This is a genomic window from Micromonospora sp. CPCC 206061, from assembly GCF_036906915.1.
GTDB lineage: Bacteria > Actinomycetota > Actinomycetes > Mycobacteriales > Micromonosporaceae > Phytohabitans.
This window is the reverse complement of the sequence record NZ_JBAKHX010000025.1, coordinates 62,284-75,440: the sequence shown is the minus strand read 5'-3', so window position 1 is coordinate 75,440 and position 13,157 is coordinate 62,284. Positions and strand designations below refer to the sequence as shown.

Genomic DNA, 13,157 nt, shown 5'->3' with positions numbered 1-13,157 from the left:
CTAGTGTCGGGGCTGCCGGAGGTGGCTCACGTGCACGCCACGCGGCAACCGGCCAGTTAGCACAGCGGATGTTATCCATCGGCACGCGCGGAAGGACAGATGCATCTACGCTGCGCCCCGTGACTGTTACTGTCCCCACGGCGACGGCCCGGGCTTCGGCCCCGCCAAGAGAGGAGGCGATGCGGGTGCCCGCCGGTGTCGCCGCAGGTCATCCGGCCACGGCCGAGGTGGGGCTGCGCATCCTCGCGGCGGGCGGCTCGGCGGCGGATGCGGCGGTGGCGGCCGTGCTCGCCACGTCGGTCAGCGAGAGCATCCTGACCGGGATCGGCGGGGGTGGTTTCGCCACCTACTTCGACGCGTCCACCCAGACGGTCACGTGCCTCGACTTCTTCTGTTCGGTGCCCGGGTTGGACGGTGACGTCACACCCGACCCCATGACCCCGATCGAGGTGTACTTCGGCGGCGTACCGCTGATCTACTCGATCGGTGCCGCCAGCGTGGCCGTGCCGGGGGTGCCCGCAGGCTGTGGCGAGGTGCACCGGCGCTGGGGACGGCTGCCGTGGCAGCGGGTCGTCGAGCCCGCGGTGACGCTGGCCCGCAGCGGCGTACTGCTGCCGGCCGCGCAGGCCCGCACGCTGGTCGCGGTGGCGCCGGCTCTGCTGCCCGGTGAGGGGGCCAACATCTACGCGCCCACCGGCCGGCTGCTGGAGGGCGGCGAACTGCTGCACCACCCGGGTCTGGACATCGCGCTGGACGCGCTGGCCGGCGAGGGCCCGGCCGTCTTCTACACCGGCCGGCTGGGTCAGCTGCTGGTCGACACGGTGCGTGCCGGCGGTGGGGCGCTGGGCCCGGCCGACCTGGCGGCCTACCGGGTGCTGGAGCTGGCGGTCGGTCACGCGACGCTCGGCGGCAACCACATCTACGCGCGGCACGACCTGAACGAGACGATCGACACGATCGCCGCGTTGCCGGCCGACCTACCAGAAATGTCCAGGCGAGACCGGGCGGTCGCGGTCGCCGACGCGCTCCGGCGGTACGGGGCGCAGCGCCTCGGCGACACCACCAACATCTCCGTGGTGGACGCGGAGGGCGACGCCTGCGTGATCACCACGACGCTCGGCATCGGCGCGGGCATCTGGCTGCCCGGTTACGGCATCAACCTGAACTCGATGCTGGGCGAAGGCGAGCTGATCACTCCCGACCTGGCGCCCGGGCGGCGCATGTCGTCGATGATGTGCCCGCTCGTCGTGGTCGACGAAGACCGGCAGCTGGTGGCGGCCGCCGGCTCGGCGGGCGCCTCCCGCATCCGCACGGCCCTGATCGACACCCTGCTGGGCGTACTGGTCGACGACCTGGACATGCCGGCCGCGATCGCCCGACCCCGGTTCCACGTGGTCGGCGACACCGTGCACGCCGAGCTGGGTTACCCGCCGGACGAGCTGGACGCGCTGGCGACGGCGGGGTACACGGTCAACCAGTGGCCCGACATGAACCACTACTTCGGCGGTGTGAGCGCCGTGGGTCGGGCCGGAGCGGCTGGCGACCCCCGCCGCGGCGGCGTCGGCGCGGTCCTGCCCTAATCCTCGGGCCACCAGGCGGCGCGCTTCATGTCGACGCGGCCGGATCGAATCGGGGTGGCCTCGCCGATCAGCCGGGCCATCGCCTCCAGTTCGTGGCCCGGCACGACACGCCCGGCGTTGTTGACCACGCGGTGCCAGGGCACCGGGCCGCCGTACCGCGACATGATCGTGCCAACCAGCCGCGCCGACGACCGGCCGGACCGGTCAGCCAGGTAGTCGGCGATCGCGCCGTACGACATCACCCGCCCCGACGGGATCCGCTCGACGAGTGCGAGCACCTCTTCGACGTACTCCTCCGGCGTCACGAGGACACACCCTATGCAGAATGGTTGGGTGCGCGAAGCAGTCACAGCGGCACGGCGGATCGTCGTCAAGATCGGCTCGTCGTCGCTGACCACGGCTACCGGTGGCCTCGACACCGCAAGGGTCGACGCCCTCGTAGACGCCGTCGGCGCCCTGGCCACCGACGGGCGCGAGATCGTGCTGGTCTCCTCCGGGGCCATCGCGGCCGGGCTCGCGCCGCTGTCCATCCCGCGCCGTCCGCGTGACCTGGCCACCCAGCAGGCCGCCGCGAGCGTCGGGCAGGGCCTGCTGATCGGCCGGTACGCGGCCAGCTTCGCCCGGCACGCGCTCATCGTCGGGCAGGTGCTGCTCACAGTCGACGACGTGACGCGCCGCGCCCACTACCGCAACGCGTACCGCACGCTGCGCAAGCTGCTCGACATGGGCGCCGTGCCGATCGTCAACGAAAACGACACGGTCGCCACCGAGGAGATCCGCTTCGGCGACAACGACCGGCTGGCCGCTCTGGTCGCCGCGCTGATCCACGCCGACCTGCTGGTGCTGCTCTCGGACGTCGACGCGCTCTACACCGGCAACCCGAGCCGGCCCGGCACCCAGCGGGTCGACGAGGTGCGCGGCGATCAGGATCTCGCTGGGGTGTCGGTGGGCAAGGCCGGTAAGGCCGGCGTCGGCACCGGCGGCATGATCACCAAGGTCGAGGCCGCCCGCATCGCCACCGGCTTCGGCATCCCGGTGGTGCTCACGGCCGCGCCCCTCGCCGCGTCAGCGCTGGCGGGAGAGCAGGTGGGCACCCTCTTCCATCCGGTACGCCAGCGGCCCACCGCCCGCCTCTTCTGGCTCGCGCACGCCACCTCGCCGCGCGGCCGGCTGCACCTGGACCCGGGTGCGGTGCAGGCGGTCGTGGCCCGGCGAAAGTCGCTGCTGCCCGCCGGCATCACCGCGGTGGATGGCGCCTTCACCGCCGGCGACCCCGTCGACCTGGTCGACGCCTCGGGCGCCCCGGTCGCCCGCGGCCTGGTCAACTACGACGCGGTGGAGCTGCCATCGCTGCTCGGCCGGTCCACGGTCGAGCTGGCCGCGGCGCTCGGCCCGGGATACGAACGTGAAGTGGTGCACCGCGACGACCTGGTACTGCTGTAGAGAGTGAGACGGTCATGACTGTGAACGAGCAGGCCAAGCGGGCTCGCGAGGCCGCCGCCGCGCTGGCCACCGCCACCCGGGCCACCAAAGACACCGCGCTGCTGGCCATGGCAGACGCGCTGGTCGCCCGGGCCGGCGAGATCCTCGCCGCCAACGCGGCCGACGTCGAAGCGGGCCGGGAGGCCGGGCTGTCGGCGGCGATCATCGACCGCCTCTCGCTCACCGAGGGCCGGGTCGACGCGATGGCCGACGCGCTGCGCGAGATGGCCGCGCTGCCCGACCCGGTCGGCGAGGTGGTCCGCGGCTCCACGCTGCCCAACGGGCTGGAGCTGCGGCAGGTCCGGGTGCCGTTCGGCGTCGTCGGGATCATCTACGAGGGCCGCCCCAACGTGACGGTGGACGCCGCCGGCATCTGCTTGAAGTCGGGCAACGCGGCGCTGCTGCGCGGCTCGTCGTCCGCCGCCAGGTCGAACGCCGCCCTTACCGCCGTGCTCCGCGACGCCGTGGCCACCACTGGCCTGCCCGCCGACGCGATCCAGCTGCTCGACGCCTCGTCCCGCGACTCGGTCAAGGAGCTGATGCGCGCCCGCGGCCTGGTCGACGTGCTCATCCCGCGCGGCGGGGCCTCCCTGATCAAGACGGTGGTCGAGGAGTCGACCGTGCCCGTCATCGAGACTGGCGTCGGCAACTGCCACGTCTACATCGACGCGGCCGCCGACCTCGACAAGGCACTCACCGTCCTGCTCAACAGCAAGACGCAGCGGCTGTCCACCTGCAACACCGCCGAGTCCGTACTGGTGCACGCCTCGGTGGCGGAGGCCTTCCTCCCCCGCGCACTCGCGGCGTTCCAGGAGGCCGGCGTCACCGTCCACGGCGACCCGGCGGTCGCGGCGTACTCCGACGCTGTCGTGCCGGCCACCGACGAGGACTTCGGCACCGAGTACCTCTCCGCGGACATCTCGGCCGCCGTGGTCGATTCGCTCTCCGCGGCGGTCGCGCACATCACGCGGTACGGGTCGCAGCACACCGAGGCGATCGTGACGGAGTCGGTGGCGGCCGCCCGCGAGTTCGTGGCCCGGGTCGACGCGGCGGCGGTGATGGTCAACGCGTCCACTCGCTTCACCGACGGCGGCGAGTTCGGATTCGGGGCCGAGATCGGCATTTCCACGCAGAAGTTGCACGCGCGTGGGCCGATGGGACTACCCGAGTTGACCTCCACGAAGTACATCGTGACGGGGGATGGTCACATCCGCACCTGAGCGGTCGCCGGGCGGCGGGCGGGGAGGTAGCGTGTCGCCGTGGTCGACATGGACGCCGCGATCGGCTTCGTCGTAGCCCACGGCGACGCCGTGGATCGGGCCCGCCTATCGCACCTGCGTACAGGCGGTATGCCCAGCGAAACACTGCTGGCCGACGCCGAGATCGGGCAGGCACCCGGAGGTGGCTGGCCGGCGCTGTGGGGCGGCGAGGTCGCCTCGGTGGACGCGACGTGCTTTCGCCTGGCGGAACTCGACGATCTCGGTGCGCTCGGCCGTCCCGCCGCGCGCACCGCGCTGGACTGGCTCGCGAGCGCGCAGCGGCCGGACGGCATGTGGGAAGAGGACGAGGCGCTGGCCGGCGAGGCGCCGCCCTGGGCCAAGCCCGGAGACCCCGAGGCTCGCCTCTACCTGACCACCAACGCCGCTTTCTGGCTCGGCATGACCGGATACACCGACGCGGCCCGCGCCGCCAGCCAGGTAATCGCGGCACACGTCGGCGCCGACGGAAGCTGGCCGTCGTTCCTGGTCAGCGCCTGGCTGAGCGCGGGCGTCCTGTATCAGCAGGCCATGTTCTACGAGTCGGCGCGGCTGCAGATCATGCTGGGCGACCGCCTGCCGCAGATGTCACCGGCAGACGTCGCCCTGATGGCGGCGCGGCTCCGGCGCGCCGGGCTGGCGCCCGAAGACTGGCTGCTCGCCGCCGCGCGCCGGCGCCTCTCGGAGACCCAGCGCAGCGACGGCGGCTGGCCCAGCGACGACGGCCGCCAGTTCGACGCACACACCACCCTGACGGCGATCCGCGCCGTCCGCTGACGACCCGTCAGTACGCCGGGAGCGACGGGTCGATCTGCTTGATCCAGGAGAGCACGCCGCCCTGCACGTGCACCGCGTCCTTGAAGCCGGCCGCCTTCACAGCAGCCAGCGCCTCAGCGGAACGGACGCCCGACTTGCAGTGCAGCACGATCTGCCGGTCCTGCGGGAGACGGGCCAGCGCCTCGCCGGACAGGATGTCGCCCTTGGGGATCAACGTCGCGCCCGGGATGCGCACGATCTCGTACTCGGCCGGCTCGCGCACGTCGACCAGGAAGATCGACTTGCCCGAGTCCTGCCAGTCCTTGAGCTCCCGCGCGGTGATGGTGGAGTCGACCGTGGCCTGCTCGGCCTCCGGCGACACCGCACCGCAGAAGTCTTCGTAGTCTTCGAGCAGGTCGGTGACCGTCGGGTTCTCACCGCAGAGCGCGCAGGCCGGGTCCTTGCGGATCTTGATCTTCCGGTACGTCATCTCCAGCGCGTCGTACACCGTCAGCCCGCCCACGAGCGGCTCGCCGATGCCGGTGATCAGCTTGATCGCCTCGGTGACCTGGATGGAGCCGATCGACGCGCAGAGCACGCCCAGCACGCCACCCTCGGCGCAGGACGGCACCATGCCGGGCGGCGGGGGCTCGGGGTAGAGGCAGCGGTAGCAGGGGCCGTGCTCGGCCCAGAAGACGCTCGCCTGCCCATCGAACCGGTAGATGGAGCCCCAGACGTAGGGCTTGCCGAGCAGCACCGCCGCGTCGTTGACCATGTACCGGGTGGCGAAGTTGTCGGTGCCGTCGACGATCAGGTCGTACTGGGAGAAGATCTCCCGCACGTTGTCGCGGTCGAGGGCGGTGTTGTGGATCACCACGTTGACGTACGGGTTGATCTCACGAACCGACGCGGCGGCCGACTCCGCCTTGGGGCGGCCGATGTCGGACTGGCCGTGGATGATCTGCCGCTGGAGGTTGGACTCGTCGACGGTGTCGAAGTCGACGATGCCCAGGGTGCCCACGCCGGCGGCGGCAAGGTACATCAGCGCGGGTGACCCGAGGCCGCCCGCGCCCACACACAGCACCCTGGCGTTCTTGAGCCGCTTCTGCCCCTCCACCCCGACATCCGGGATGATCAGGTGGCGCGAATAGCGGCGAATCTCGTCGACGGTGAGCTCGGCGGCGGGTTCGACGAGCGGGGGCAGCGACACGGTCAACTCCCGGTAGCTAGCGGCAGCGATACCGGACTATTGTTGCGCGCCCGCGACCTCACTCCGCAATGACGTGGCACACGGGCGGTCAGGGAATAGGCGGGCCCGCGTACCGCCGGCCGTTCAGGTACGGCCAGCCGTAGGCGACGCAGCCCTTCAGCCCGAGCGTCTGCTGCTGCATCACCGGGGCCGTCCCACCGGATGTCGGGCAGCGCTCGTGACCGTGCCCCAACTGGTGACCAACCTCGTGATTGATCGCGTAGGCCTGGTACTCGGCGAGCGGCGCGCCGTAGTCCGGCACGGCGGTGAGCCAGCGGGCCACGTTGATGATCACCTGGCCGGGCAGGCGGCACGAGGTGTACTGCTCGGTGGCCAGGCCGCCGGCCGCGCACATCCGCTCCGACGTTGCCGGGGTGGCGAGGAAGATCGTGAACTCGGCCGAGGCGGACCGCGGTACCCGTTGCAGCCTGAACTGGCGGCCGGCGATCCAGCTGCGCGGGTCGCCCAGGATCTCGTCGACGCTCGCCGCGAACGACCTCGCGTCCTGGCCCAGGCCGTCCTCGGTCGCCACCCGGAAGCGGCGCAGCGTGCCAGCGGTACCAAGGGGCGGCCCGGCACTGTCCGCGTACCGGAAGGTGCCCGGACCCGTGACCGGGAAGGTGGTCGCGACGGCGGCCGGCGTGGGCGACGGCGCCGCCGGCGACGGCGACGTGGGGCGCAGCGCGACCGCCGCGGGGACGACGGCCGCCGCGGTGGTCGGCGGTGCCTCCGGCGCCGCGACGGGCACTTCCACCGGCCGGCTCCGCGCGAGATCTACCAGCACCAGGCCCGCGGCCGACGCCAGCAGCAGGAGTACGGCCGTACGCCGTTGCCGATGCCGCATGCGCTCCTGGCCGATGCGGCGCCCTTCGAGCCTGGGCGCGGGCGTGCGGCCGTGCGCTGCCACACGGTCTGCGGTGGCGCGGGCTGGACGGGTCGCCGGTGTCGCCATGGTCTGTCCAGCGTGCCATGCCTATCCGCAATTGTCCGGATTTAACACGCTATTTCAGAGGGCCGGCATACCGGCGACCATTCAGGTACGGCCATGGGTTGGCCGCGCACCCATTGAGGCCGAGCGTCTGCTGCATCATCACCGGCGCCGGCCGGCCCGCTCGCGGGCACAGCTCGTGCTGGTGCCCCAACTGGTGCCCGACCTCGTGGTTCACCACATAGCTGCGGTAAACCGACAGCGGCACCTCGGCCGAGGTGTAGCCCGGGGTGGACAGCCGCCACCGGTCCAGGTTGATGATCACCCTGCCGCTGGTACGGCACGACGTGTACGGCCGGCCACCCACCTGGATGTTCACGCCGCCGGCCGCGCACATCCGCCCCGCCGTCTCGGCCGTCGCCAGGTACACGGTGAACTCGTGGGCCTGCCCGTCGGGCACCCGCTGCATCCGATGCCCGCCCGCGATCCAACTCCGCGGATCGCCGAGCGCCGCGTCGACGGCCACCGCGAACGCCGCCATGTCCTCGTTCGACCCGCGCTCGACGGCCACCCGGTACCGGTGCACCGTGCCGCTGCGCCCGAAGACCGGCCCACCCGTCGCCCCGTACTGGAAGGTGCCCTCTCCACGGGCCGGCACCGGCCCGGAGAGGGAGATCGTTGGTGGAGGGGTTCCCGCTGGCGGCGCGGTGGTCGGAGCCTGGGTTGGCGGCGCGGACGTTGGCGCTGCCGGCGTCGGCGCCACCGGCACCGGCGCCTTGTCGGTGTCACCGGCGAGCTTCGGCAGCGCCAGGCCGGTCAGGATCACTCCGGCCGCCGCCAGGAAGATCGCGCGGGCCGCCTTCAACGGGCGTCGACCCGGTGACCGACCTCGTCGAGCAGCGCGACCACAGCTCGGGCGACCATCCGTGGCACCTCCATCTGCGCCACGTGCCCCACACCATCCAAAATAAGCAGCCGGCTGTCAGGAACTGTCCTCGCGACCTGCGGCACGACTCGGATGTCGACCAGCCTGTCCTGCCGGCCGCCGATCACCAGCGTGGGCGCGCCGACCTGAGCGGCAATCCGCCACTGCGAGCCCGCCCCCGGCAGGTACGCCCGAAGGAAGCTGGAGATCAGGCCGCGGAAGGTGCGTAGATAGGACGCCACGTAGTGGTCGAGCTCGTATCGCAGCTTGAGCTCCTCGATCGCCTCCCGGCGGCGCTGCTCGCTGACCCGGCTCGGATCGGCGAAGCACGCGGCGGTCACCTGGCGGGCCATCTCCTCCGGAGTGATCTTAGCGAGCTGCCAGGCCGCCAACCGCTCCGCCAGCGGCACGGCGAGCAGCGGCAGCATGCGGCTCTGCACCGAGCGCCTCGGGTCGAGAAACGGCATCGCCGGCGACACCAGGGTCAGCGTGCGCACCAGGTCGGGCCGGGTGCCCGCGACCCGCACCGCGATCGCGCCGCCGAGCGAGTTGCCGAACAGGTGCACCGGGCCACGGTCGCTGTATTCGATCCAGCGCACGACGCGCGCGGCCTGCGCCGGGATGCTGTAGCTGCGCACCGGCTCGCTGCGCCCGAACCCGGGCAGGTCGATCGCCTGCCCGTCGAGCCGGTGGGCGAGCAGGCCGGCGAGGTCGGTCCAGTTGGTCGACGAGCCGCCGAGGCCGTGGACGTAGAGCGCGGGCTCGGCACCAGCCGTTGTGGCCGGCGTATCGCGCACGTACATGACCGAGCCGTCGAGCAGCACCGGACGCCCTGGCCACGGTGGCGGCGCGTCGTCAGGCGGAAACAACTGATCCGCCACGAGGGTCGCGCGCTTCATCTATCCATTGTGCCGCGTGTTACGAAAGTAGAGACTCCAGCCGGCGGTTGACGGCCCCGAGTGTGGCGCGCACCACGGCCTGCCGCGGGTCGCCGGCCACGAGCGCGGAGCCGGCCAATTGCTCGACCCAGCCGCCGCATACCAGCAGGACCACGACGATCGCGACCTCGCACGTGCCGAACGGGACCACCGCAGTGTGCTCGACGAAGCACCGGCCGCGGTCGGTGGGCTGCTCGGCGGTGCTGAGCAGGTCGTCGATCGCGGCGGCCGCTGCCGTGGCGCACAGCCGCAGTACGTACGCGTCGACCGCCGGCCCGTTGGCCCGGCCGGTGGCGCGCCGCTCGTCGGCGGCCAGCCGCACCTCGACCGTGGCGTCCAGGCCGAACGTGCTGACCTGCACCTCGTCGATCGTCACGCGCGGGCCTGGGTTGGCGAGCGGCTTCAGGGGCCGGGGCGCAGCGGCCTCCACCGGGGTGCTGCTCTGACCCAGCGGGTGCTCCGCTTCGGCCGGCTCGGGCGCCTCCGGTGGGGGCGGCGGGACGGCAGCCGGTGGGGCCGCGACCACGCGCGGCGGCGGCGGCGCCAACTCGTTTTCTTCCTGGTATGCCCGGCGCGCGGCCCGCCGGCGCGGCGGCTCACCGGGGCTCGGCACCGACGCGCGGCCGGTCGGCTGCGGCTGAGCCGGCACGAACGACGAGCCTGACGGCGGCTGGGCCGGCGGGGGCGGCGAGGGCTGCTGCTGCGCGGCGGCGGACGGCAGGTCACGCGGCGCGGCGGCCAGACCCATCCGCTCCTGTAACAGGCGCGCGACCATCCGGCTCACCTCGGCCGGGTCGGCTCCGTCGGCGAGGTCGAGCCGCAGGTTGTGCGCACCGGACGCGGTCATGCGGACGGACGCGTCGCGAACACCTTCGACGCCGCGTACGGCGGCCACGATCGCCTGCACGTCGAAGCCCTCGGGGCGTTCGCGGGGCTGCACGTCGTCGCGGCGCAGGTGGCTCCAGATGCGGGTGAGGTCAGGGGCGTCGGCCGAAGACTCGACGGTGGGTGGCTCAGGCACGGTGGGCACATCCGGCTCGGCCGGCACTCGCTGCGGCAACGCGTCGGGCGCCGGTTCAGGTGTGCGTCGGGGCGGCGCCTGGGTCGCCGCCGGAGCTGCCGGGGGTGTCGGTGCTTGCGGAACCGCTGGAGGTGGGGGTGGTGGCTCCAGGGTTGGCTCAGGGGGTGCCGCCCGGCGGGCCTCGGTGGCCTCCTGCGACCGTTCGGGGCGCCATTCCCAGGGCGTGTTGGACCTGCTAGGACCCGGCGACGGCGGGCGCTCGTACATCGAGGTGTCGTATGGGCGCATGGGGCGCTCGGGCTGGGGCCGGAAGCCGGGCGGTGGCTCGTACGCCGGCGGGCTCTCCATGGACGTGAAGCCGGGAGCGGCGGGCCCACCCGACGACGGGGGCGGCTCGGGCCGCTCCGGCCAGCGCGGTGCGGGCGGCTCGGCAGCGGGCCGCTCCCGATGGGACGCCTGCGGCAGGCCGCCGGAAGGCGTGGCTTCTTCGATCGCGTGACGGGCCGCCTCGGCGACGGGCGGCAGCGCTGGTGCCGGGTCGCGCTCCGCGGGCGGCGCCGGTCGCTCAGCCGGAATCGGCGGCGGCGTGCGGTCTTCGAGGTCGCCTTCGTACGGGTACGGCGGGGCGCTCGCTGGCACGCGCAGCGCGATGGGTACGGACTCTCCGGTCGGCCGGTCGTCGTAGGGGGCGCCGTTGGTCACCGGGCGGGTCGGCGCAGCGGGACTCAGCGGCGACAGCAGATCGGCATAGCGCGGCGACGCGTCGGCCCAGCCCCGCCCGATGGCGCTGTCGCTACCCGGGTGCTGCCCGGCCGTCCGCCAGCTCGGCCGGACCGGCTCGCCGCTCGGCTCCAGCGCGGCGCCCGCGTTCGACCACGTGGCATCGGCGGCCGCCCAGCCGTTCAGCCGGGCCGGACCGCCACTGTCACCGTGCGGACCTGCACCGTTGCCGTTCTCTCCCGGTGTGGCGCCACCGGGTTGCCCTGTTTCGTCCACCGTGCGCTCCTCGGTCGCCCCCGCTGAGGCTACCGTGTGCTTGCAGTGGCGATAAGCCGCAACGTCCGGCTAGTTCGGCGGTCGGGGAGTGTTTACCGTTCTGCCGCATTGGCCGCAAGTCATAGTAGAGAGACCGAAAGTCGAGGTGAACGGCATGGCCGTAGGGTCGGGGAGCGCGCCGCCGACGGGGCGGCCTACCCGCCTACCGCGTTCGGCGCGCCGCAAGCAGCTGCTCGCCGCAGCGCAGGAGGTGTTCGTCGCGCAGGGGTACCACTCCGCCGCGATGGACGACATCGCCGAACGCGCGGGCGTCTCCAAACCAGTCCTCTACCAGCACTTCCCCGGAAAACTGGAGCTGTACCTGGCGCTGCTGGACACGCACTGCGACGCCATCGTGGCGCAGGTGCGTTCGGCGATGGTCGGCACCTCCGACAACAAAGAGCGGGTCAAGGGCGCCGTCCAGGCGTACTTCGACTTCGTCGACCACGAGAGCGAAGCGTTCCGGCTGGTATTCGAGTCCGACCTGCGCAACGAGCCCGCCGTGCGGGAACGCGTGGAGCGGGTGGAAAAGGGCTGTATCGCAGCCATCACAGATACGATCATCTCGGACACCGGCGTCAGCCGCGCACACGCTGAGCTGCTCGCCTCCGGCCTGGTGGGTGCCGCCGAAACCGCGGCCCAGTTCTGGCTCGCCGCCGGCCGCAAGGTCCCCAAAGCCGATGCCGAGGCGCTTCTCGCGACCCTGACCTGGCGCGGCATCGCGAGCTTCCCCCTGCAAGGCGAGTCAGCCTGACAGGCACCCCGGCCGGTCGGCTAACGTTTGCAGCGGCAAAGCCTTGAGGAGGATTCGTGGAGGTCAAGATCGGCGTGCAGTTCGCCCCGCGCGAGCTGGTGCTGGAGAGCGCTCAGTCGCAGGCCGAGGTCGAAAAGATCGTGGCCGAGGCGATTGAGACCCAGGGCATCCTCACGCTGCTGGACGAGAAGGGCCGCCGAGTGATCGTGCCGGTCGACAAGCTCGCGTACATCGAGATCGCCGAGCGCACCGCGGGTGCGGTGGGTTTCACAGCCCGCTGAGCCCCTACCGGGGTCAGTTGTTCAGGCCGACCGCCGCCATCCGAGTGGTATGTGCGGCGGTCAGCCGCTTGAACAGCCCCTGTACGCCCGCCTGGTCACCGGAGCCCTGCATGATCAGCATGGTCAGCGCGACGCGCTCGCCCGCGACACGCTGCGCCTGCGAGAGCCCTTCGCCGACCAGCCGGCGGGCCCACATCGAGAGCCGGTTGGCCACCTTCGGGTCGACCGCGATCGCCTCCCGGATCTCGGCGGCCGCGAAGTCGCTGTATCGCGAGTCGTGCAGCACGTCGAGCACCAGGTCGCGGTCGGGCGTGGCGAGAAACGCAGCCACCTCGCGCACGAAGTCGTCGGCGATGCTGTCCCACACGTACGCCTTCGTGAGCGCCTCCAGCCAGTCTTTCGGCTCGGTCAGTTCGTGGTACTCCTGGAGCGGCGTCACGTACGGCGCCATCGCCTTCTCGGTGTCTGCGCCCAGCTCGGCCATGCGGCCCGCGAGGCGGCGGTAGTTGTCGATCTCGGCGACGGCCATCTCGCTGAGCACGGCGCGCCGGCGGAGATCGGGTGCGAGCCGGGCGTCGGCCGCCATCCGCTCGAACGCGAGCAGCTCGGCGTACGCCACCATGCCCAGCAGGTCGACGACCGCTGCGCTCTCCGGACCTGCCGGCTCTGTTGCTTCGGACACGCCCGCAGGCTACCGCCGGCCGGGACGCGCCGCTCACCCGCGCGATCGCGGCGCCCGAGCGTGATGCGCGCCACAATTTGACGGCTGTCACGGCGCCGACGACCTGATGCCTGAGGCGCCGTTCATGCATGTCAGGTAACATTGCGCTGTTGCCGCGGCACTAGATCAGCATCTACCCCAGCCCGCGGCGCGCGTGTGGCCCGCGAATCGCATCGACCACTGCGATCGCGTGCGGCCCGCGCCATACCGAATTTGCGCGCCCTCGGATGT

Annotated in this window: 13 protein-coding genes; 6 read left to right on the top strand and 7 right to left on the bottom strand. The window is 72.2% G+C overall.

The features are described from left to right. Positions 1–119 precede the first annotated feature (119 nt). Positions 120–1,580 (top strand): gamma-glutamyltransferase, encoded by a 1,461-nt coding sequence (locus V6V89_RS18935; protein ID WP_334620482.1) that lies wholly within the window; start codon positions 120–122, stop codon positions 1,578–1,580. On the opposite strand, the gene V6V89_RS18930 is transcribed toward V6V89_RS18935, so the two are convergent. Next, entirely contained in the window at positions 1,577–1,885 is a 309-nt protein-coding gene (locus V6V89_RS18930) for an MGMT family protein (RefSeq protein WP_334620481.1), read from the bottom strand. The two genes, V6V89_RS18935 and V6V89_RS18930, sit on opposite strands and share 4 nt — an antisense overlap. Before the next feature lie 28 nt (positions 1,886–1,913). On the opposite strand from V6V89_RS18930, the gene proB reads away from it, so the two are divergent. The 3 genes from proB to V6V89_RS18915 are packed head-to-tail and all read left to right on the top strand — an operon-like array spanning position 1,914 to position 5,095. Further along, on the top strand, positions 1,914–3,023 hold the full coding sequence (proB, locus tag V6V89_RS18925) for a glutamate 5-kinase (protein ID WP_334620480.1): 1,110 nt from the start codon (positions 1,914–1,916) through the stop codon (positions 3,021–3,023). 14 nt (positions 3,024–3,037) lie between these two features. Continuing rightward, positions 3,038–4,282 carry a glutamate-5-semialdehyde dehydrogenase gene (locus tag V6V89_RS18920; RefSeq protein WP_334620479.1) on the top strand — a complete coding sequence of 415 codons (1,245 nt, stop codon included), beginning with the start codon at positions 3,038–3,040 and terminating at the stop codon, positions 4,280–4,282. A 39-nt stretch (positions 4,283–4,321) separates the two neighbouring features. Next, the gene (locus tag V6V89_RS18915; RefSeq protein WP_442935172.1) at positions 4,322–5,095 is read left to right on the top strand and encodes a squalene--hopene cyclase; all 774 of its coding nucleotides are present in this window, start codon (positions 4,322–4,324) and stop codon (positions 5,093–5,095) included. 7 nt (positions 5,096–5,102) lie between these two features. On the opposite strand, the gene moeZ is transcribed toward V6V89_RS18915, so the two are convergent. The 5 genes from moeZ to V6V89_RS18890 are packed head-to-tail and all read right to left on the bottom strand — an operon-like array spanning position 5,103 to position 11,131. Beyond that, positions 5,103–6,314, bottom strand: coding sequence for an adenylyltransferase/sulfurtransferase MoeZ (gene moeZ / locus V6V89_RS18910; protein WP_334620504.1), 1,212 nt, complete (start codon positions 6,312–6,314; stop codon positions 5,103–5,105). A gap of 58 nt (positions 6,315–6,372) precedes the next feature. After that, a complete protein-coding gene (locus V6V89_RS18905) occupies positions 6,373–7,275 on the bottom strand; it encodes a DUF3152 domain-containing protein (RefSeq protein WP_334620478.1) in 903 nt (300 codons plus the stop codon). Positions 7,276–7,324: 49 nt separating this feature from the next. Next, on the bottom strand, positions 7,325–8,116 hold the full coding sequence (locus tag V6V89_RS18900) for a DUF3152 domain-containing protein (RefSeq protein WP_334620477.1): 792 nt from the start codon (positions 8,114–8,116) through the stop codon (positions 7,325–7,327). Then, positions 8,113–9,075: an alpha/beta fold hydrolase gene (locus tag V6V89_RS18895; protein WP_334620476.1), complete on the bottom strand. Its 963-nt coding sequence runs from the start codon at positions 9,073–9,075 to the stop codon at positions 8,113–8,115. The genes V6V89_RS18900 and V6V89_RS18895 overlap by 4 nt, the downstream gene beginning before the upstream one ends. A gap of 19 nt (positions 9,076–9,094) precedes the next feature. Then, complete coding sequence (locus tag V6V89_RS18890; protein ID WP_334620475.1) at positions 9,095–11,131, bottom strand: Daple; 2,037 nt, start codon at positions 11,129–11,131, stop codon at positions 9,095–9,097. Positions 11,132–11,285: 154 nt separating this feature from the next. Here V6V89_RS18890 and V6V89_RS18885 point away from each other — a divergent pair, with 154 nt between their 5' ends. Both V6V89_RS18885 and V6V89_RS18880 read left to right on the top strand, forming a co-directional pair. Further along, the gene (locus V6V89_RS18885; protein ID WP_265248959.1) at positions 11,286–11,924 is read left to right on the top strand and encodes a TetR/AcrR family transcriptional regulator; all 639 of its coding nucleotides are present in this window, start codon (positions 11,286–11,288) and stop codon (positions 11,922–11,924) included. 56 nt (positions 11,925–11,980) lie between these two features. Further along, positions 11,981–12,205 (top strand): DUF3107 domain-containing protein, encoded by a 225-nt coding sequence (locus V6V89_RS18880; protein WP_334620474.1) that lies wholly within the window; start codon positions 11,981–11,983, stop codon positions 12,203–12,205. Between the two features lie 13 nt (positions 12,206–12,218). Here V6V89_RS18880 and V6V89_RS18875 read toward each other — a convergent pair whose 3' ends face one another. Continuing rightward, the gene (locus V6V89_RS18875) at positions 12,219–12,887 is read right to left on the bottom strand and encodes a ferritin-like fold-containing protein (RefSeq protein WP_334620473.1); all 669 of its coding nucleotides are present in this window, start codon (positions 12,885–12,887) and stop codon (positions 12,219–12,221) included. Positions 12,888–13,157: the final 270 nt, after the last annotated feature.